This is a genomic window from Streptomyces sp. B21-083 (assembly GCF_036898825.1).
In the GTDB taxonomy this organism is placed as follows: Bacteria; Actinomycetota; Actinomycetes; order Streptomycetales; family Streptomycetaceae; genus Streptomyces.
Genome location: NZ_JARUND010000001.1, coordinates 2,987,206 through 3,008,245, shown reverse-complemented (window position 1 = coordinate 3,008,245; position 21,040 = coordinate 2,987,206). Strand labels below are relative to the sequence as shown.

The 21,040-nt window shown below is 70.0% G+C and carries 15 protein-coding genes; 8 read left to right on the top strand and 7 right to left on the bottom strand.

From position 1 onward, the window contains the following. Positions 1-171 precede the first annotated feature (171 nt). The 3 genes from QA861_RS13335 (at position 172) to QA861_RS13325 (ending at position 3,628) form a co-directional block, all read left to right on the top strand. Complete coding sequence (locus QA861_RS13335; RefSeq protein WP_443041553.1) at positions 172-1,602, top strand: cation:dicarboxylate symporter family transporter; 1,431 nt, start codon at positions 172-174, stop codon at positions 1,600-1,602. A 314-nt stretch (positions 1,603-1,916) separates the two neighbouring features. After that, positions 1,917-3,461, top strand: coding sequence for an alpha-amylase family glycosyl hydrolase (locus QA861_RS13330; protein ID WP_334588550.1), 1,545 nt, complete (start codon positions 1,917-1,919; stop codon positions 3,459-3,461). Beyond that, on the top strand, positions 3,440-3,628 hold the full coding sequence (locus tag QA861_RS13325) for a hypothetical protein (protein ID WP_334588549.1): 189 nt from the start codon (positions 3,440-3,442) through the stop codon (positions 3,626-3,628). Before QA861_RS13330 ends, QA861_RS13325 begins: the two co-directional genes overlap by 22 nt. Before the next feature lie 152 nt (positions 3,629-3,780). On the opposite strand, the gene QA861_RS13320 is transcribed toward QA861_RS13325, so the two are convergent. Continuing rightward, entirely contained in the window at positions 3,781-4,416 is a 636-nt protein-coding gene (locus tag QA861_RS13320; RefSeq protein ID WP_334588548.1) for a TetR/AcrR family transcriptional regulator, read from the bottom strand. 133 nt (positions 4,417-4,549) lie between these two features. On the opposite strand from QA861_RS13320, the gene QA861_RS13315 reads away from it, so the two are divergent. Beyond that, positions 4,550-6,319: an MFS transporter gene (locus QA861_RS13315; protein ID WP_334588547.1), complete on the top strand. Its 1,770-nt coding sequence runs from the start codon at positions 4,550-4,552 to the stop codon at positions 6,317-6,319. Positions 6,320-6,349: 30 nt separating this feature from the next. Here the strand turns inward: QA861_RS13315 and QA861_RS13310 are convergent, their stop codons facing one another. Both QA861_RS13310 and QA861_RS13305 read right to left on the bottom strand, forming a co-directional pair. Continuing rightward, entirely contained in the window at positions 6,350-6,841 is a 492-nt protein-coding gene (locus QA861_RS13310; protein WP_334588546.1) for an ASCH domain-containing protein, read from the bottom strand. Between the two features lie 60 nt (positions 6,842-6,901). After that, positions 6,902-7,906 carry an NAD-dependent epimerase/dehydratase family protein gene (locus QA861_RS13305; RefSeq protein WP_334588545.1) on the bottom strand — a complete coding sequence of 335 codons (1,005 nt, stop codon included), beginning with the start codon at positions 7,904-7,906 and terminating at the stop codon, positions 6,902-6,904. 170 nt (positions 7,907-8,076) lie between these two features. Here QA861_RS13305 and QA861_RS13300 point away from each other — a divergent pair, with 170 nt between their 5' ends. The 4 genes from QA861_RS13300 (at position 8,077) to QA861_RS13285 (ending at position 12,778) form a co-directional block, all read left to right on the top strand. Beyond that, a complete protein-coding gene (locus QA861_RS13300) occupies positions 8,077-8,505 on the top strand; it encodes a MerR family transcriptional regulator (RefSeq protein WP_334590540.1) in 429 nt (142 codons plus the stop codon). Between the two features lie 14 nt (positions 8,506-8,519). After that, positions 8,520-8,834, top strand: coding sequence for a thioredoxin family protein (locus QA861_RS13295; RefSeq protein ID WP_334590539.1), 315 nt, complete (start codon positions 8,520-8,522; stop codon positions 8,832-8,834). A 116-nt stretch (positions 8,835-8,950) separates the two neighbouring features. Then, positions 8,951-11,251, top strand: a complete 2,301-nt coding sequence (locus QA861_RS13290; RefSeq protein WP_334590538.1) for a HelD family protein — start codon at positions 8,951-8,953, stop codon at positions 11,249-11,251. Between the two features lie 108 nt (positions 11,252-11,359). Further along, on the top strand, positions 11,360-12,778 hold the full coding sequence (locus QA861_RS13285; protein ID WP_334588544.1) for a cytochrome P450 family protein: 1,419 nt from the start codon (positions 11,360-11,362) through the stop codon (positions 12,776-12,778). Positions 12,779-12,939: 161 nt separating this feature from the next. On the opposite strand, the gene glgB is transcribed toward QA861_RS13285, so the two are convergent. From glgB to QA861_RS13265, 4 genes are all read right to left on the bottom strand, one after another. Beyond that, positions 12,940-15,384 (bottom strand): 1,4-alpha-glucan branching enzyme, encoded by a 2,445-nt coding sequence (glgB, locus tag QA861_RS13280; protein WP_334588543.1) that lies wholly within the window; start codon positions 15,382-15,384, stop codon positions 12,940-12,942. Between the two features lie 65 nt (positions 15,385-15,449). After that, on the bottom strand, positions 15,450-16,895 hold the full coding sequence (locus tag QA861_RS13275; RefSeq protein ID WP_334588542.1) for a maltokinase N-terminal cap-like domain-containing protein: 1,446 nt from the start codon (positions 16,893-16,895) through the stop codon (positions 15,450-15,452). 124 nt (positions 16,896-17,019) lie between these two features. Beyond that, entirely contained in the window at positions 17,020-18,783 is a 1,764-nt protein-coding gene (treS, locus tag QA861_RS13270) for a maltose alpha-D-glucosyltransferase (protein WP_334588541.1), read from the bottom strand. Continuing rightward, positions 18,780-20,930 (bottom strand): alpha-1,4-glucan--maltose-1-phosphate maltosyltransferase, encoded by a 2,151-nt coding sequence (locus QA861_RS13265; RefSeq protein ID WP_334588539.1) that lies wholly within the window; start codon positions 20,928-20,930, stop codon positions 18,780-18,782. The genes treS and QA861_RS13265 overlap by 4 nt, the downstream gene beginning before the upstream one ends. Positions 20,931-21,040 lie beyond the last annotated feature (110 nt).

Here is a 21,040-nt window from a genome sequence, read left to right as displayed (position 1 = left end):
CACGGCATCGCAGGGACGCGACTCACGGGCCATGGCCTGTTTTCGGTCGCCGCCCGCGACCCCGCACCACCCGCAGCACCATCGCACCCCGAGCACCATCGCACTCCCCGCACAACCGCATCCCCAGCACAACTTTCTCCCCATCCCCCGGACGTGAGCCGCACGCCGGTGATGCCGACGACGACGTCAAGGAGGGCAGCCGTGGCCACCTCATCCTCAACGGCACCTGCCGCACCCGCCGCCAAGCGGGACCGTACCCACTACCTCTACATCGCGGTCATCGCCGCGGTGGCCGCCGGTATCGCCGTTGGTCTGATCGCCCCGGACTTCGCCGTCGAGCTGAAGCCGATCGGAACCGGCTTCGTCAACCTGATCAAGATGATGATCTCGCCGATCATCTTCTGCACGATCGTGCTCGGTATCGGCTCGGTACGGAAGGCCGCGAAGGTCGGCAAGGTCGGCGGGATCGCGCTCGGCTACTTCGTGCTCATGTCGTTCGTCGCGCTCGGCATCGGCCTGGTCGTCGGCAACATCATCGAGCCGGGCACCGGCCTCGCGCTGACCGACGCCGTCAAGGAGACCGGCCAGGCGCAGGTCTCGGCCGAGGCCAAGGACACCACCGAGTTCCTCCTCGGGATCATCCCGACGACGTTCGTCTCCGCCTTCACCGTCCCCGAGGTCCTCCAGACGCTGCTCATCGCCCTGCTCGCCGGGTTCGCCCTGCAGGCCATGGGCCCGGCCGGCCAGCCGATCATGCGCGGCGTGGAGCACATCCAGCGCCTGGTCTTCCGCATCCTCGGCATGGTGATGTGGGCGGCGCCCGTCGGCGCGTTCGGTGCCATGGCCGCGGTGACCGGGTCCGCCGGCGTCGACGCGCTCAAGCAGCTCGCCATCCTGATGCTGTCCTTCTACCTCACCTGTTTCCTCTTCGTCTTCCTGGTGCTCGGCGCGCTGCTGCGGGTCTTCACGGGCCTCAACATCTTCTCGCTCCTCAAGTACCTGGGCCGCGAGTTCCTGCTGATCCTCTCGACCTCCTCCTCCGAGTCCGCGCTGCCGCGCCTCATCGCGAAGATGGAGCACCTGGGCGTCAGCAAGCCCGTGGTGGGCATCACCGTCCCCACCGGCTACTCGTTCAACCTCGACGGCACCATGATCTACATGACCATGGCGTCCCTGTTCATCGCCGACGCCATGGGTACGCCGATGGCGGTCAGTGAGCAGATCCCCCTGCTGCTCTTCCTGCTCGTCGCCTCGAAGGGCGCGGCGGGTGTCACCGGCGCCGGTCTCGCGACCCTGGCCGGCGGTCTCGCGTCGCACAAGCCCGCGCTGGTGGACGGACTCGGTCTGATCGTCGGCATCGACCGCTTCATGAGCGAGGCCCGCGCCCTCACCAACTTCGCGGGCAACGCGGTCGCCACGGTCCTGATCGGCACCTGGACCAAGGAGATCGACAAGCAGCGCGTCGCGGAGGTCCTCGCCGGCCAGCACCCGTTCGACGAGAAGACGCTCATCGACGAGAACGACGGTTTCCACCCGGACACCGACGCCGACGCGGCGGACGTCCCCGAGCAGGGCGGCGAGAAGGAACTCGCCAAGGCCTGACGCGGAACACCCGTCCCGGAAGACTCCGGGTGGCTGGACACTCCCCCGTAGTCCAGCCGCCCGGCCTGGGGCACCCGGCAGGTCCGCCGGGTGCCCCAGGACCCCGAAAAACGCCGAGCGGCCAGGCTCTCCCCCGTAGCCTGGCCGCTCGGCCATTTCTGCGTTCTCTCGACATCTGCGGGGCATCCGGAGAGGTGATCCCCTGAGCTTCCTCGGCGCCGAGCGCGCCGCCCTGCCCGCCGGCTCCGCCGCGGTCCACCGGCTCCGCCGCGGTCCACCGGCTCCCGGCACTCACCGGCTGGCTGGACCACCTGGTGTCCCTCGGCTGCAACGGGCTGGCGCTCGGTCCGGTGTTCGCCGCCGAGACCCACGGTTACGACACCGTGGACCACTTCCGGATCGATCCCCGCCTCGGCACCGAGGGCGATCTGGCCGAGTTGGTCGAACGGGCCGGCGAGCGCGGAGTACGAGTCCTGCTGGACGGCGTGTTCAACCACGTCGGCCGGTCCTTCGGGCCGTTCGCCGATGTCACGGCCTGCGGCGCCCGATCCCCGTACGCCGCCTGGTTCGTCCCGGAGGGGGAGGACTACAAAGTGTTCGAGGGCCACCGTCACCTGGTCGCCCTCGAACACGCCGCACCGGCCGTCGCCGACCACGTCGCCTCCGTCATGGAGTACTGGCTGGACCGGGGGATCGCCGGCTGGCGCCTCGACGCCGCCTACGCCGTGCCGCGCCCCTTCTGGCGCGCCGTCACCGACCGGGTCCGGCGAAGCCATCCCGGCGCCTGGTTCAGCGGCGAGGCCATCCAGGGCGACTACACCGCGTACGTCACCGAGGGCGGCCTCGACACCGTCACCCAGTACGAACTGTGGAAGGCGGTCTGGAGCTCCCTCAACGACACGAACCCGCACGAACTGGCCTGGGCGCTCAAACGCCACAACGCCCTCCTCGACGCCTTCGCTCCCCAGACCTTCGTCGGCAACCACGACGTCACCCGCATCGCCAGTCGGCTGCGCGAACCACGCCACCTCGCGCACGCGCTCACGCTGCTGTTCACCCTCGGCGGCGTGCCGTCCGTGTACGCGGGGGACGAACGGGCGATGCGCGCCGTCAAGGAGGACCGGCCGGGCGGCGATGACGCGATCCGGCCCGCCTTCCCCGCGGATCCGGCCGGGCTGGGGGAGGACGGGCTCGACGTCCAACGGCTGCACCAGGCGCTGATCGGGCTGCGCCGCCGCCACCCCTGGCTGGTGCGCGCCCACACCCGGGTCCACACCCTGGGGAACGCCGCGCTCTCCTACACCGCCGTCCCCGCCCAGGTCGAGCGGATCGCCGCCCGGCTGCGGGCCGGTGCCAAGGCGCCGATCTGGGTCGCCAACCTCAACGGCCCTGCCCAGGTCGTGGTCTCCGGCACCGCCGACGCCGTCGCGGCACTGGTCGAGGAGGCGGAGGCCGCGGGCGCGCGGGCGGTCCGCATCCCGGTCGGCGGGGCCTTCCACACCCCGCTGATGGCGGCGGCGCGCCCCCGCTTCGCCGCCATGGTCTCCACCGTCGCGCTGCACCCCGCGCGCTGCCCGGTGATCGCCGACGTCGACGCCCGCGCGCACCGGGGCGACCCCGAACGCCGGCGAGACCTGATGCTGCGTCACCTGGTCATGCCAGTGCGCTGGGCGGGCTCGATACGCACCCTCGCCGCGGTGGCCAGGGGCCCGCTGCGGCTGGCCGAACTCGGTCCCGGCAACACGCTCGGCGGACTCACCCGCCGCCTGCTGCCCCCGGGGGTGCCGGTCCGCTCCGTCGCCACCCCGGACCAGCTGGCGGCCCTGGTCTCCGACTGGTGGCCGGCGGACATGGTCTGACCGGGTCCGGCGCCCGGGTGCGCCTGGGCCTTTCGCCCGTCCTCGCGCTGGTTCTGGTGTCCGGCGGACGCGGTCTGACCGGGTCCGGCGCCCGGGTGCGCCTGGGCCTTTCGCCCGTCCTCGCGCTGGTTCTGGTGTCCGGCTGGTGGCCGGCGGGTGCGGTCTGAGGGAGCCCGCCGCCCGAGTCCGCCCGTGCCGCTCACCTGCCCACACGTGGGCGCGCCGGACAACGCCACGGTCAGCGTGCGCCGCCCCCGCGGCATCGGCCTCGGCTTCCTAGCCCGCCGCGGCGCGTTCGTCCGGCGCTCGTGCCGGCCTCCTACTGGTTGATCGCCGCTCTGCTCAGCTCGGCCACCAGCGCGGTGGCCCGGGCGACGGGTACCCCCGCCGTGGTCAGCAGGGTGACCGCGGCCGAGGGGCCCGCCTCCTCCGCTGACAGCAGCCCGTCGTTCACCGCCTCCATCAGCGCGAACAGCATCTGCTCGTGCACGTACGCCAGTGCCGGTGCCGGCAGCGGTGAGCTGAACACGCCCTCCTCCAGGCCCCGCCGGAGCATCTCTATGCAGGCCTCGCGGACCGGCGTGAACCGGTCACGGATGCCCTGCACGGTGACGCTGCGCTGGGCGAGCCCGACGAGGATGCGGTAGCGGTCGGCGACCCGCCAGACCGCGAGCGTGGACCGGGCCACGCACTCCGCCGGATCCTCGGTGCCGCCCCTGAGTCCCTCCGCGTGCGCGCCGGCCACCGCCTCGACGGCGCCGTCGAGCAGCGTGCTGATCAGCGCCTCTCGGTTCGGGAAATGCCCGTACACAGTCCGTCGTACGACACCTGCGGCGCGCGCGATCTGGTCCATCGAGGCGTCGGGGTCCCGCAACAGCTCGGCGAGGGCGACGTCGAGGATGCGGCGGCGGTTCGTGTCGGCGCGGCTGGAGGTTCCCGTGGTCATGGCTGACATTGTGCCTTCCCTTCCTTCTATTTGCACAGTGCTGTGCATCCGAGTACATTGCACATTGTTGTGCAACTGCACGGCGCTGTGCAAAAGGATCAACGACAGCCAGTCAGGGAGGCGACCCGTAGCCATGCGATCCATGCGACTTGGACGACTTGTCCGTACGGAACCCGTCGAGGGGATGAAGGCCCCCTACGCCCGGCGCTGGTGGGCGCTCCTCGTGCTCTGCCTGAGCCTGCTGATCATCGTGATGGCGAACACCGCCCTCACCGTCGCCGCCCCCGACATGACCCAGGACCTGGGCCTGTCCAGCGCCGACCTCCAGTGGGTCATCGACGGCTACACCGTTCCGTACGCGGCGCTGATGCTGCTGCTCGGCGCGATCGGCGACAAGTACAGCCGGCGCGGGGCGCTCGTCCTCGGTCTGGTCGTCTTCGGCGCCGGGTCGGTCGCGGGCTCGCTGGTCGGCTCGGCCACCGGGGTCATCGCGGCCCGTGCCGTCATGGGCGTGGGCGCCGCGCTGATCATGCCCGCGACGCTCTCCCTCCTCGCGGCGACCTTCCCGCGCGCCGAGCGCGCCAAGGCGATCACTCTGTGGACCGCCACCGCCGGCCTCGCCATCGCGGCCGGTCCGCTGGTCGCGGGCGCGCTGCTGGAGAACCGCGGCTGGTCCTCGACGTTCCTGATCAACGTGCCGATCGCCGCACTCGCGATCATCGGCGCCTTCGTCCTCGTGCCGCCGTCCAGGGCGGGTCACCACGACCGGATCGACTACGTCGGCGGCCTGCTGTCGGTCGTGTGGATCGGCGCGCTCGTCTACATGATCATCGAGGGGCCGCACTTCGGCTGGGGCGTCAAGGCGATCACGGCGGCCGTCGCGGCAGGCCTGGGCCTGGTCCTCTTCGTCGTGTGGGAACTGCGTCACCCGCGCCCGGTCCTCGACGTACGCCGCTTCACGCAGCGCCGGTTCGCGGGCTCGAACCTCGCGGTCGCCCTGTTCTTCCTGGCGGTCTTCGGCGCGTTCTACTACCTCACCCAGCACCTCCAGTTCGTGCTCGGCTACGACGCCCTGGACACCGGCCTGCGCATGCTGCCGCTGGCGGGCGCGGTCTTCGTCGGCTCCGCCCTCACCGGCTACTTCACCCCGCGCGTCGGCATGAAGGTCACGGTCACGGCGGGCATGGTCGGCGGTACGGCGGCCCTCGCACTGCTCTCACAGGTGGACTCCGGTTCGTCGTACGGGACCTTCGTCACCCCTCTCGTCATCCTCGGCCTCGCGATCGGTCTCGCTCTCTCCCCGTGCACGGACGCGATCATGGGGGCGTTCCCCGAGGCCGAACTGGGCGTCGGCGGCGCGGTGAACGACACCTCGCTGGAGCTGGGCGGCTCGCTCGGCATCGCGATCCTCGGCTCCCTTCTCTCCACGTCGTACGCCTCCCACCTCACCGACGCGACGAACGGGAGCAAGCTGCCGGCGGGCGCCCTGAACCAGGCCCAGGACTCGGTCGGCGCGGGCTACCAGGTGGCCCAGGCGATCGGTGAACGGGCCCAGCAGCTCGCCGCACAGGCGTCGCAGGCGGCGAGCGCGGGGAAGCCGGAACAGGCGGCCGAGCTGAAGGCGCAGGCCGGCCAACTCGCCCAGGGAGCACGCCAGATGGCGGACGCGGTCGGCTCGTCCTTCTCGGACGCGGTGGCCCACACCAGCCTGATCGGCGCGCTGATCCTGGGCGTGGGGACGGTACTGGTCGCTGTCCTGCTGCCGGGCAAGGGGCACGGCAGCGGTCGTACGGAGGACACGGAGCCGGCGGCGGACGTGACCGCGCGGCCGGTCGAGGCCGACGAGCCCGACGACGTCGACGACGTCGAGGGGATCGCCGAGTCGCCCGAGTTCACCCGTACAGGTCGGTGATCTCCCTCAACCGCGTGAGCGGGACAACCGCTACGGCCGGAGGTCGGTCACGAGGCGGAAGCGTTCCAGGACCGTCAGGGTCGTGTCGGTCACGGTGAACCCGGGATCATCCAGCGCGGCCCGCATCTCCGCGCTGTGCCAGAACCGTTCGTGACCTGCCCGCCAGGCGGCCACATCGGTGTACCCTTCGCCCTCGTCGAGGGCGTGGGCGAGATCCACCGCGGCCAGCGGAACGACCCGTACTCCGGTGATCTCGATGATCCCGACCGGCCGGTCCTCGGAGTCGACGACCACCGAACGGCCGCCGACCTCCGGCAGAGCCTCACCCTCGTGCTCGTAGTCGACCACGAGCCCGGTGGTGGACGTCTTCGAGCCGTCGAGGATCGCGGCGACGAGCTGGTCGCGCAGCGGACCGGGAAACGCGAACTCGGCCTTGGGAAGACCCTCGGCCGTCGGGAGGTCTTCGGGCTTCGGGCGGATCACGGGTTGCGGCGGCTGCTGCGGCTGCGAGGTGGTCGTCATGGGATCACGGTAGGGCGAACACCCCTTTCCGGGCACGCCGATTACGCGCCGAACCGCACGTCAGCCGCCCGGCCCCGGCCCCGCCCCCCTGTCCGAGCCCAAGGTCTCGGCGACGGCTCGGGGCAGCCACTCCTGTACGTGGCCGAAGGTGAACCCGAGTTCGGTGGCACGGGAGTTGTCCATGCCGTACGAGCGCGCGAAGGAGAACGGGGAGACCTTGCCGACGTCGACGTTCTGGAAGACGGTCCTGCCGTCCGGGATGTGCCAGGCCACGACCGCGCACAACTCCTCGGTGGTCAGCAGGCCGTGGGACGCGGCGTTGACCGGCCCGGTGAACTCCTCACCCACCACCCAGAAGAGGAAGTCGGCGATCTCCTCGACATGGATGTAGGTCGCCGGCCGGTTCTCGGTCGGTACGGCGATCGGTGTGCCGGTACGGATGCGCTGGGCGTAGTGGTCGAGCCGGCCGGTGAAGTCGTCGTCCCCGCCCAGGACATGGGCCACGCGTACGGCGGTGTACGGGAACTTCGTACCGTCGGCCACCGGGTCGCCGTAGTCGCCCGCGTCGCGGGAATCGCCGGTGACGTCGTCCGCCGCGAAGACCGCCTCGGCCTGGCGTTTGCCCTCGCCGTAGTGCGTCTCGCGGAACTCCGGCTTGTGCCAGGGGAGTTCGAGGCGGACAGGGACGGTCAGCGGATCGACGGCGTCCTCGCGCACGGGCACGACGGTGTCCTCGTAGACGAGGGAGTCCTCGTACTCGTACACCTCGACCGTGGACGTCATCACATAGCGGCGGGAACGGCCGCCACCGAACACGCGCCGGGCGATCGCCGCCTGGCGGGGCGTATAGCAGACCTGGTCGACGACGACGTCGAAGGTACGGTCGCCGAGAGCGGAATTCAGTGCGGCCTCGTCGTCGCGGTCGGCGACGAGGTGAATTACGCCGGCGGGCGGGGGCGCGGAGCCCCGGTTGAGAACGGTCACCCGGTCTCCGGCGGCGGTCAGCCGGTCGATGAGCCGCTTTCCGAAATAGCGGTTGCCGCCGATGACCAATACGTCGCGCATGATGTTCCTCCCCGTTGCGGACCTTGTGATCATAATTGTTCTGGCGTACGAGTCATCTTCCCCCGTGGCGGGAAAGCCGCCGCCACCGGGCCGACCTGACGTGACCGACCCGACCCGACCTTGCCTTGACGTCGGCGTCAAGGACTACGTTCGTACCCATGCGAATCGGCATGCGAATCGGCGAGCTGGCGGCGCGGGCCGGGACCACCACACGGACCCTGCGGTACTACGAGTCGCGGGGGCTGCTGCCCGCGCGGCGCATGGACAACGGCTACCGCGCCTACGACGAGGACGACCTGAAGCTGCTCCGGCAGATCCGGACGCTCCAGGACTTCGGGTTCGACCTGGAGGAGACGCGGCCCTTCGTGGACTGTCTGCGGGCGGGCCACCCGGAGGGCGACTCCTGTCCCGCGTCGCTCGCCGTCTACCGCCGCAAGCTGGACGAACTCGACGCGCTGATCGGCGAGTTGCAGTCGGTACGGGCGAAGGTCGGTGAGCAGCTGACGCGGGCCGAGCGGGCCCGCGACGCGTTGGCGGCCGAGGCGACGGTGCCGGGCGGTCCGGAACCGGAATGCGAGTGGGGAGGACGGACGCGATGATCAAGGCAGCGGGTGTGGCCGAGGTGACGGACGCGGACTTCGAGGCGGAGGTGATCGGGGCCGAACTGCCGGTCCTGGTGGAGTTCACGGCTGACTGGTGCCCGCCGTGCCGGCAGATGGCTCCGGTGCTGAGCGCCCTCGCGGCGGAGGAGTCCGACCGGCTGAAGGTGGTGCAGCTGAACGTCGACATGAACCCCCTGACGACGAACGCCTACCGGGTCCTGTCCATGCCGACGTTCATGGTGTTCCGGGGCGGGGAGCCGGTGCGGTCGATGGTGGGGGCACGGCCCAAAAGGCGACTGCTGGAGGAGCTGTCCGACGTCCTCTGACGCGCGCCGACAAAAGAAATCCCCCGAGCGATTGCGCTCGGGGGATTTCTTTGCGTATATTCAATGGTTCGCGACTTTGTGGAAGTCAGGTCGCGAGAAGTCGATGAGCAGAGTATATCCGAGCGGGAGCGGAATTGTCAAACAGGGGCGCAAACACGGAATCAACTCACGATGAATTGCGGAGTGAGCAGGAATTCGTCGACGGGCTCTACGCCCGCGTCGACGCCCTGCGCGGCGACACCGAGCACTCCGTCACGGACGCGCTCGCGCAGGGCAGCACGCCGATGCAGGCGCGGCTCGAACGGGATGTGCTCGTCGCCGAGCGGTCGGGACTGCTCGCCGCGCTGAACGCCGTCGACGGGTCGCTCTGCTTCGGGCGGATCGATCTCACCTCCGGTGTCACCCACCACATCGGCCGTATCGGACTGCGCGCCGACGACGCCGAGCGCACCCCGATGCTCATCGACTGGCGGGCCGAGGTCTCCCGGCCCTTCTATCTCGCCACCGGGCACACCACGATGGGGCTGCGCCGGCGTCGGCACATCAGTACGGACGGGCGGCGCGTCACCGGACTGCACGACGAGATCCTCGATCTCGGGGACGAGACGCGGACCGGCTACGAGGACCCCTCCGGCGACGCCGTGCTGCTCGCCGCGCTCGACTCCGCCCGCACCGGGCGGATGAACGACATCGTGCAGACCATCCAGGCGGAGCAGGACGAGATCATCCGTGCCCCGCATCGAGGCGTACTGGTGGTGGAGGGTGGGCCCGGCACCGGCAAGACCGCCGTCGCGCTCCACCGGGCCGCCTATCTCCTCTACGAACACCGCGAACTCCTCGCCAAACGAGCCGTGTTGATCGTCGGCCCCAACCCCGCCTTCCTCGGCTACATCGGCGAGGTGCTGCCCTCGCTCGGTGAGACCGGGGTGCTGCTGGCGACCGTCGGCGAGCTGTTCCCGGGTGTGAAGGCCACCGCCGCCGACTCGGCACGGGCCGCCGCTGTCAAGGGGCGGACCGAGATGGCCGACGTGCTCGCAGCCGTCGTACGGGACCGGCAGGGACTGCCCGACCCCGTCATCGCCATCGAGCACGACCGGGACATCCTCATGCTCGACGCCGGGCTGGTGAACATGGCTCGGGAGCGGACGCGCGAGGCGAAACTGCCGCACAACGTCGCCCGCGAACACTTCGAGGGGCACATCCTCAACACCCTGACCGAGATGGTGGCCGAGCGCATCGGCACCGACCCCTACGACGGCAGCAACCTCCTCGACCCCAGCGACATCACCCAGATCCGCGACGACCTGGCCGAGAACCGTGAAGTCTGGGCCGCCATCGAGCAGTTGTGGCCCCGCATCGGCCCGAGGCGACTGGTCGCGGACTTCCTCGCCGCGCCCGAGGGGTACGTGTCCGAGGCCGACGCCGATGCCATTCGGCGGCCCGTGAGCCGTACCTGGACGACGGCCGACGTACCGCTGCTCGACGAGGCGGCGGAGCTGCTCGGCGAGGACGAGCGGGTCGCCCGGGCGCGCGCCGAGCGCGAGCGCAGTAACCAAGTCGCTTACGCGCAAGGTGTGTTGGACGTGTCGTACGCGTCCCGTACGTATGAGTTCGAGGACCTGGACGCGGAGGAGTCCGAGGTGCTGTCCGCGCACGACATCATCGACGCGGAGCGGTTCGCCGAGCGGCACGAGGAGGGCGACCTGCGCAGCGCCGCCGAGCGGGCGGCGGCCGACCGGACCTGGGCGTTCGGCCACATCATCGTCGACGAGGCGCAGGAGTTGTCGCCGATGGCGTGGCGGCTCCTCATGCGGCGCAGCCCGACCCGGTCGATGACGCTGGTCGGCGATCCGGCGCAGACCGCCGAGCCGGGTGGGGTCGGGGCCTGGGCGGACATCCTCGCGCCGTACGTCCAAGGCCGCTGGGAGCATGCCCGGCTGGGCGTCAACTACCGGACACCGGCCGAGATCATGGACGTGGCGGCGGCCGTGGTGAGGGCGGAGCGGTCGGACTTCGAGCCGCCGAAATCCGTACGGTCGACCGGGGTTCGGCCATGGGTGCGGGCAGTGGAGGATGACGATCTCGCGGGAGCCGTGGCGAAGGCGGCCCGCGAGCTGGCGCCCGTGGAGGGGCGGCTCGCCGTGATCGCGCCGCGCGAGCTGCACGGCGAGTTGGCCGCGCGGCTGGACGACGTGGAGGCGGGGGCGGAGCCCGATCTCACGCGGGCTGTCGTGCTGCTCGATCCCCGGCAGGCCAAGGGGCTGGAATTCGACTCCGTGCTGGTGGTCGAACCGGGGGCCTTCGGCACGAGTGACCTGTACGTGGCACTCACCCGGGCCACGCAGCGCGTCGGTGTGCTGTACCGGGGGGAGTTGCCGGTGGCGTTGGCCGCGACCGCCGACGCCGAGGGGGTCTGAGGACGGTCCGTGAGCACCGGCGGATCGCGTGCACCCAGGGTCACCAAGACGTAACAGTTCGCGCCATGGTCACCGCAGGTGCACGGTCGGTGCGGTATGCGTGTGCGTATGGAAGCCCATCCGTTCGCGACCGCGCCGGTCGACAGCCCGGCGCTGGAGTCGTTGCCCGTGGAACCGCTGCTGACGTCGGAGTTCGACGCCGACCCGGGCGGGGTCTACGCACGACTGCGGCGCACCTACGGACCCGTGGCACCGGTGGGGCTGATGGGCGTACCGGTGTGGCTGGTTCTCGACTACCGCGAGGTGCTGGAGGTACTGCGGAACGAGAGTGTGTGGCGGCGGGACGTGCGGTACTGGCGGGCCCGGGCGCAGGGCCGGCTGCCACCGGACTGGCCGCTGCTCGCGGGCTACGAGGTGCGGCAGACGATGTTCATGGACGACGAGGAGCACCTCGCCGCCCGGCACACGCATCACACGGCGCTGCGGCCGTTCCAGGACGGGCACACCCCGCAGGGCTGGGAGCTGCGGGCGACGGTCGCGCGGTACGCCGACGAGCTGATCGCCATGCTGGCGGCCGAGTCGGGCACGGCGGGGTTCGCCGACCTGGGGGCCCAGTACACGCGGCCGTTGCTGCTGATGGTCACCACGAAGCTTTTCGGGTGCCCGGTGGAGCTCGGGGACGAGCTGGTCATGGACCTGTGGCGGATGCTGGACGGCGGACCCGACGCGGGACCGGCGACGGGACGGGCGCTGGCCGCGATGACCCGGCTGGCGGCGCATCGGCGGGCGCGGCCCGGGGACGACCTGACGTCGTACATGCTGCTGGCCGACCCGGAGCTGTCGGACGAGCAGTTGGGACGTGAGCTGTTCATGAACGCCGTGTACCTGAACGACATCACCGGGAACATGGTGCTCAACACGCTCCTGGAAGTGCTGCGGGGGAACGCGACGGTGCGGCGCAGTCTGTCGGCCGGACAGCTCGGGGAGACCGTGAACCGGGCGGCGCTGGTGAATCCGCCGGTCGCCAACATGTGCTTCCGGTTCGCCGCACGGGATGTGGCGCTGGGGAAATTCTGGATCCGGGCCGGGGACATCGTCTCGCCGTCGGCCGCGGCGGCGCACGGGGACCTGATGGCGATCGGGGCGTCCCACTTGGTCGGGTCGGCCGTGAGCACGCGGGCGCACCTGGGGTGGGGAGCCGGACCGCATCAGTGCCCCAGTGCGGCACGGGAGTTGGGCGGAATGATCGTGAGCACGGCGGTGGGACGCATCTTCGACCATCTGACCAAGGCCGAACTCACTTTGCCGGTCGACCAGTTGCCGTGGCGATCCGGGCCGGTGGTGCGGGGGCTGCGGCTGTTGCCGGTCCGCTACGAGCTGAGTGGGCGTGGGAGCGGAGTGGGGCGGGGGAGCGCTGGAGGTGGTGTCGGCGAGATGCTGTCGGGAGAGACGGTGGTGTCCGGTGGGGACGGGCAGGTGAAGAGCCTGTTGGGGGCATTGCGGAGGCTGATGTTCGGGGGACGGTGAGGTGGGGGTGCGCGGTGGGGGTTTTCGCCCCCGCCGCCCTTACCCGTCCCATCCCGTTCCTGGGGGCTGCGCCCCCAGACCCCCACCGCCGGCCCTGAACGGGCCATGTCCTCGAACTCCCCCAGAGGGGGGACCCCCAACGGGCTGGAAAGATCGGGTGGTTACGCCGGGCGCAGCCACACCGTCGCCAGCGGGGGCAGGGTCACGCGGATGCTGGCCGCGCGGCCGTGCCAGGACTGGGGGTCGGGCTTGAGCGAGTCCGGGTTGTGGATGTCGGCGCCGCCGTAACGGGACGCGTCCGTGTTCAGCGTCTCGTGCCAGGCCGGGACCGTGTCCGGGACGCCTATGCGGTAGTCGTCGCGGACGACGGGGGAGAAGTTGCTGAGCGACAGGAGCGGGGTGCCCTCCGCGTCGTAGCGGACGAAGGCGAAGACGTTGTCCTCCGCCGCGTCACCCACCAGCCACTCGAAGCCCGACGGCTGCGTGTCCAGTTGCCAGAGGGCCGGGGTGTCGCGGTACACCGTGTTCAGGTCGCGGACCAGGTCCCGTACGCCCCTGTGGTCCGCCTCCGCGCCGTACGCGGGGTCGAGCAGCCACCAGTCGGGACCATGGGCCTCCGACCACTCCGCGCCCTGGGCGAACTCCTGTCCCATGAACAGGAGTTGCTTGCCGGGGTGGGACCACATGAAGGCCAGGTACGCCCGCTCGGTCGCCCGTTGCTGCCACCAGTCGCCCGGCATCTTCGACACCAACGACCGCTTGCCGTGGACCACTTCGTCGTGGGAGATGGGCAGGACGTAGTTCTCGCTGTACGCGTACACCATGGAGAACGTCATCTCGTGGTGGTGGTGCTTGCGGTGGACCGGGTCGTGCTGGACGTAGCCGAGCGAGTCGTGCATCCAGCCCATGTTCCACTTCAGGCCGAAGCCCAGGCCGCCGAAACCGCCAGGACCGGTGTGGTGCGTGGCCCGGGTCACGCCGTCCCACGCCGTCGACTCCTCGGCGATCGTCACGACCCCCGGGACCCTCCGGTACACCGTCGCGTTCATCTCCTGGAGGAAGGCGACCGCGTCCAGGTTCTCCCGGCCGCCGTGCTCGTTCGGTGTCCACTGGCCCGGCTCACGCGAGTAGTCGAGGTAGAGCATCGAGGCGACCGCGTCGACCCGCAGGCCGTCTATGTGGAACTCCTGGCACCAGTAAACGGCGTTCGCCACAAGGAAGTTGCGGACCTCCCGCCTGCCGTAGTCGAACTCCAAGGTGCCCCAGTCGGGGTGGGCGGCACGCAGCGGGTCCTCGTGCTCGTACAGCGGGCGCCCGTCGAACTCGGCCAACGCCCACTCGTCGCGCGGGAAGTGCGCCGGCACCCAGTCCATCAGTACGCCGATACCGGCCCGATGGAGGGCGTCCACGAGGTACTTGAAGTCGTCAGGGGTGCCCAACCGAGCCGTGGGTGCGTAGAAACCGGTGACCTGATAGCCCCACGAGCCGCCGAAGGGATGCTCCGCCACCGGCATCAGCTCCACGTGTGTGAAGCCCAGATCCCTTACGTAGGCGGGCAGTTGCTCCGCCAGCTGGCGGTATGTCAGGCCTGGTCGCCAGGACGCCAGATGGAGCTCGTAGATCGACATCGGAGCCTCGTGCGCCGGGACCGCCGCCCGGCGTGCCAGCCACTCCGCGTCCTCCCACTCGTGGTGTGAACGGTGCACGACGGACGATGTGTTGGGCGGGATCTCGGTCCGGCGGGCCATCGGGTCCGCGCGCTGCGTCTTCGAGCCGTCCGCGCGCGTGATCTCGAACTTGTACAGCTCACCCTCACCGACGCCCGGCACGAACAGTTCCCACACCCCGGTGCCGCCGAGGGAACGCATCGGATACGCCGTACCGTCCCAGAAGTTGAAGCCCCCGATCACCCGTACTCCGCGCGCGTTCGGCGCCCAGACAGCGAAACGGGTGCCGGTGACGCCCTGGTGGGTCATCGGCTCCGAGCCCAGCGCCCGCCACAGCTCCTCGTGCCGGCCCTCGCCGATCAGATGCAGGTCCAGGTCACCGAGCGCGGGCAGCAGCCGGTACGCGTCCTCGGTCTCCTGCACCTGCTCCTCGTACGCGATGACGAGCCGGTACTCCGGGACTCCCCGCAGGGGCAGCGCGCCCGAGAAGAAACCGTCCCCGTCGGCGTGCAGCTCGGCCCGCAGATCCCCGGCCACGACCGTCACCGAGTCGGCGTACGGCCGCAGCACCCGGAAGGCGACCCCGCCGGGCAGCGAATGCGCGCCCAGGACGGAGTGCGGGTCGTGGTGCGTGCCCGCGAGCAACCGTTCGCGGTCGGAGGCGTCCAGCGCGGGGGAGGGGAGCAGAGTGGTCTCCTTCGGAGCGGCCTCGACCGGAGCGGCCTCGACCGGTTGAGGGGCAGACGCCTCCGTCACGGGGCCCGGCTCCGTCACCGGCTCTGTCTCCGGCGTGATCTCCAACTTTTTCACCGACTCCTTCACCGACTCCTTCGCGGCCTCTTTGGCTGCCTGCTTTGCCGCCTTCTTCCCGGGGTCCTTCTTCGCGGACGTCTTCTTCTTCGGGTTCTTCGAGCCGCTGGACGGGGAATGCGGGGTCACGGGCGGGGGCCTTTCGGAGGTGAGGCAGGGCGAGAGAGGTGACGCGGGGCGGGGTGACGCGGGGGTCAGTCGGGTGCGGCCAGGCGGTGTATCGCAGACATCGGTACCGGGAGCCAGTCCGGGCGGTGCCGTGCCTCGTACACCACCTCGTACACCGCCTTGTCCGTCTCGTACGCCCGCAGCAGTACGGGATCGGTACGCGGGTCCCGGCCGGCGGTCTCCGCGTACCCGGCGCAGTACGCGGCCCGGCACACCGCTGCCCAGTCGGGCAGCCGGGGGTGGAGCGAGTGGGCCGCGTAGTCGAACGAGCGGAGCATGCCCGCGACGTCCCGTACCGCCGGCTGCGGCAGCCGGCGTTCCGCGAGGGGCTTGGACGGCTCGCCCTCGAAGTCGATCAGCGACCACTCCCCGGACGGCGAACGCAGGCACTGTCCGAGGTGCAGATCGCCGTGGATACGCTGCGCCGTCCAGGTCTGGCCCTCGGCGGCGAGGTCGGCCAGCGCCTCGTACGCCGAGCGCAGGCCGGGCGCGTAGGGGTGGAGGGCCGGTACCGCCTGGACCGCCGCGTCCAGGCGTTCGATCATGCCGTCGACCAGCGGGCCCAGCTGCGCGTGGCCCATGGTCACCGTGGGCAGCGCGCGGGCGAGAGCCATGTGCACCTCGGCGGTGGCCCGTCCCAGCGCCCGCGCCTCCGCGCTGAAGTCCTCCCCCTTGGCCAGCTCGCGCAACGCCAGTTCCCAGCCGTCGGCGGCACCCCGCACGAAGGGCTGGAGGACGCCGAGTACGTAACGGTCCTCGGCGCTCGTCTCCGCGTCGGGGTCGAGGACGTGGTCGGTCGTCCCGGCGGCGTCGGCGCAGATCCACGCCACCGGGGCCGGGACCCGGGGGCAGCCCTCGCGGGCGAGCGCCAGGGGCAGTTCCAGGTCGGGGTTGACGCCCGGTGCGACCCTGCGGAGCAGCTTCAGGATGAACGTGTCGCCGTAGACGATCGACGAGTTGGACTGCTCCGCGGTCACCATCCGGGCCGCCAGCCCCGACGGTATGTCGCCCTCCCCGTCGTCCCCGGCGCCGCCCTTGTCGTCACGGCCCCGGTCGAAGCGCAGGGCGCCGATCCGCGCCCGGGTGCGCATCGCCTCCAGGAGCACTTCGGCGGCCCGGGCGTCGTACAGGGCGTCGTACACCGTCCGTCCGGTCAGCGGGCCCCGGTCCACGTGTCCGATCAGCGCGGGCGCCAGCCGGGGCGGCAGCGCCTCGCGCGCGCCTATGAGGAGCTGGTAGCAGTCTCCGGGGCCCTGGAGTGCGGGCTGATGGGCGCGCACGAGGAGGTGGTACAGGCCCGACTGCGCGGTGGCGGGCAGCAGTTCGGTGGCCGCCACCAGGGAGAAGTCGGTGACCGGGCGTCCCTTGCCGGCGAACCAGCGCTGTCTCGGCAGCCATTCGCGCAGCAGTGGTTCAAGGGACGCGAGGAGGTCCGGACTTGTCGTGGCGGAGCGGGTGGCGGCTTCCGACATGGCGTCGCGTCCTTTCCCCGAGGGGGCGGAGTGTGACTGATGCGTGCCCCGGGCGGGACGGGAGAAACCGGCCCGCCGGGGTTCGGCACGTACGACCTTGTACGTGTCCAGGTACGACCGTGTTCTACCCGGCGTCCTTGGCGTTCTTGGCGTCCTTGATGTCCTTCGCGTCCTTCGCGTCCTTCGCGTCCTTCGCGTCCTTGCGCAGCCGGAACCAGTAGAAGCCGTGGCCTGCGAGGGTGAGGAGGTAGGGGAGTTCACCGATGGCGGGGAAGCGGACTCCGCCGATGAGTTCGACGGGGTGTGCGCCGCTGAAGGTTTGCAGGTCGAGTTCGGTGGGCTGGGCGAAGCGGGAGAAGTTGTGGACGCACAGGACGAGGTCGTCCTTGTGTTCGCGCAGGAAGGCGATCACGGCCGGGTTGGAGGAGGGGAGTTCGGTGTAGGAGCCGAGGCCGAAGGCGGGGTTCTGTTTGCGGATCTCGATCATGCGCCGGGTCCAGTGCAGGAGCGAGGAGGGGGACGACATGGATGCTTCGACGTTGGTGACCTGGTAGCCGTAGACGGGGTCCATGATCGTGGGCAGGACGAGGCGGCCGGGGTCGCAGGAGGAGAAACCGGCGTTGCGGTCGGGGGTCCATTGCATGGGGGTGCGGACGGCGTCGCGGTCGCCGAGCCAGATGTTGTCGCCCATGCCGATCTCGTCGCCGTAGTAGAGGATCGGCGAGCCGGGCAGGGAGAGCAGGAGGGCGGTGAAGAGTTCGATCTGGTTGCGGTCGTTGTCGAGGAGGGGGGCGAGGCGGCGTCGGATGCCGATGTTGGCGCGCATGCGGGGGTCTTTGGCGTATTCGGCCCACATGTAGTCGCGTTCTTCGTCGGTGACCATTTCGAGGGTGAGCTCGTCGTGGTTGCGCAGGAAGATTCCCCACTGGCAGTTGTTGGGGATGGCCGGTGTCTTGGCGAGGATTTCGGAGACCGGGTAACGCGATTCGCGGCGTACTGCCATGAAGATGCGGGGCATGACGGGGAAGTGGAATGCCATGTGGCATTCGTCGCCGCCGCTGGCGAAGTCGCCGAAGTAGTCGACGACGTCTTCTGGCCACTGGTTGGCTTCCGCGAGCAGGACCGTGTCGGGGTAGTGGGCGTCGATTTCCTTGCGGACGTGTTTGAGGAAGTCGTGGGTGGCGGGGAGGTTTTCGCAGTTGGTGCCTTCGGCTTGGTAGAGGTAGGGGACGGCGTCGAGGCGGAAGCCGTCGATGCCGAGGTCGAGCCAGAATTTGAGGGCGGAGAGGATTTCTTCCTGGACTGCGGGGTTTTCGTAGTTGAGGTCGGGTTGGTGGGAGAAGAAGCGGTGCCAGTAGTACTGCTTGCGGACGGGGTCGAAGGTCCAGTTGGAGGCTTCGGTGTCGACGAAGATGATGCGGGCGTCTGGGTATTGTTCGTCTTTGTCGGCCCAGACGTAGTAGTCGCCGTAGGGGCCTTGGGGGTTGTTTCTGGATTCCTGGAACCAGGGGTGTTGGTCGCTGGTGTGGTTCATGACGAAGTCGATGATGACGCGCATGCCGCGTTGGTGGGCGGCGTCGACGAATTCGACGAAGTCGGCGAGGTCGCCGAATTCGGGGAGGACGGCGGTGTAGTCGGAGACGTCGTAGCCGCCGTCGCGGAGGGGGGATTTGAAGAAGGGGGGGAGCCAGAGGCAGTCGATGCCGAGCCATTGGAGGTAGTCGAGTTTGGCGGTGAGGCCTTTGAGGTCGCCGATGCCGTCGCCGTTGCTGTCCTGGAAGGAGCGGACGAGGACCTCGTAGAAGACGGCGCGTTTGAACCACTCGGGGTCCCGGTCCTTGGCGGGAGTGTCCTCGAAGGTGTCCGGAACAGGCTCGTTGACGATCATGTGGTGGGTGACCCTCCGATCTGCGGGGTGGACGGTCGCAGGACGGTCAGAACGTGCGCGGGGCGAGTACCCGGTTCCAGGCGCACATAATTCGTCCTGCCCCATTCGTAGGTCTCGCCGGTGAGCTCGTCGCGCACCAACGCGGGCTCGTGCCAGTCCAGGCCGAGTTGCGGCATGTCCAACGAGACCGTCGCCTCCTGGGTGTGGTGAGGGTCGAGGTTCACGACCACCAGAACCGTGTTCGATCCCCGGCGCTTCGAATAGACGATCACCGCCTCCTGGTCCGCGTGATGGAAGTGGAGGTCACGCAACTGCCGCAGGGCCGGACTGCGTCGCCGGACCGCGTTGAGCGTGGCTATCAATGGCGCGATGCTACGTCCGTCACGCTCCGCGGACTCCCAGTCGCGGGTAAGCAGTTGGTATTTCTCGGAGTCCAGGTATTCTTCGCTGCTCTCGCGCAGCGGGGTGTTCTCGCACAGTTCGTAGCCGCTGTACACGCCCCAGGTCGGGGAGAGTGTCGCGGCGAGCACGGCTCGTACCTCGAAGGCGGGGCGTCCGCCCTGCTGAAGGTACGCGTGCAGGATGTCGGGGGTGTTGACGAAGAAATTCGGGCGCATGTACGCGGCTGCCTCACCGGACAACTCGGTCAGGTAGTCGGTGAGTTCCGTTTTGGTGGTACGCCAGGTGAAGTAGGTGTACGACTGCTGGAAGCCGACCTGGGCCAGGGTGTGCATCATCGCCGGGCGGGTGAACGCCTCCGCCAGGAAGATCACGTCCGGGTCGGTGCGGTTGATGTCCGCGATCACCTGTTCCCAGAAGACGACCGGTTTGGTGTGCGGGTTGTCGACCCGGAAGATCCGCACCCCGTGGTCCATCCAGTGCCGCAGCACCCGCACCGTCTCCGCGACCAGACCGGGCAGGTCGGCGTCGAAGGCGATGGGGTAGATGTCCTGGTACTTCTTGGGCGGGTTCTCCGCGTAGGCGATCGTCCCGTCGGGGCGGTGATGGAACCACTGCGGATACTTCTGCACCCAGGGATGGTCCGGCGAGCACTGCAGTGCGAAGTCCAGCGCCACTTCCAGCCCGTGCCGGGCGGCCTCGGCGACGAAGAAGTCGAAGTCCTCCAGTGTGCCCAGATCGGGGTGGACGGCGTCATGGCCGCCCGCCTCGGAACCGATCGCCCATGGCACCCCCACATCCTGCGCCGACGCGGACAGGGTGTTGTTGGGGCCCTTGCGGAAGGTGTGGCCGATCGGATGGATCGGCGGCAGGTACAGGACGTCGAAGCCCATCGCGGCGATCGCCGGCAACCGCCGCGCCGCCGTCCGGAACGTGCCGTGCGGCTGCTCGCGCGTGCCCTCCGAACGCGGGAAGAACTCGTACCAGGCCCCGTACAGGGCCCGTTCCCGCTCCACCACCAGCGCCGACGGCTCACTGGAGGTGAGCGGCTCACGCAGCGGATACCGGCGCAACACCTTGTCCACCGCCGGAGTCAGCGCCGCCGACAGCCGGGCCGGAGCCGGGCGTCCGACGTCCCGGAGTGCCTCGACGGCGGCCAGGAGCACATCCCGTTTGCCCTTGTTCTTCGGTACGCCGGCGGCGGCACGCTCGTAGAGCTGCGCGCCCTCCTCCAGCACCAGTTCCGTGTCCATCCCCGCCGGGATCTTGATGCCCGCGTGGTGCCGCCAGGTGCCGATCGGATCGCCCCACGCCTCCACGGTGTACGTCCACTCACCGGGCGCGTCGGCCTCGACGGTGGCGCCCCAGCGGTCGGTGCCCGGGGCCAGTTCACGCATCGGCGTCCAGCGGCCCGGACGGCCCTTCGGGTCGCGGAGTACGACGTTGGCGGCGACCGCGTCATGACCCTCGCGGAAGACAGTGGCCGAGACCTCGAAGGCCTCCCCGACCACCGCCTTCGCCGGACGGCGCCCGCCCATGACGAGGGGCCGGACGTCCAGGACGGGGATACGGCCGACCGCGGTGCCCTCGGGGACGGGGACGGGGACTGTGACGGCGAGGGGCGGCGGAGCCGCTACCGGGGCCGAGCGTTTGGCCGAGGCCGGCGGGACGGCGGTGTCCGTCTGAAGTATCGGTGGTGTGCCGGAGGTGGGTGTCGGTGGTGCTGACGAGTGGTGCGTGGCGGGCATGACCGCTCCTGTCCGCGTCAACGTGGGTGGGCGGATGGATGTGGGGAGGGTGTCCTGCTTGCTGTGCCTGGTTGCTGTGTCTGTGCCGTGTGTCTGTCGGGTGTACCTGG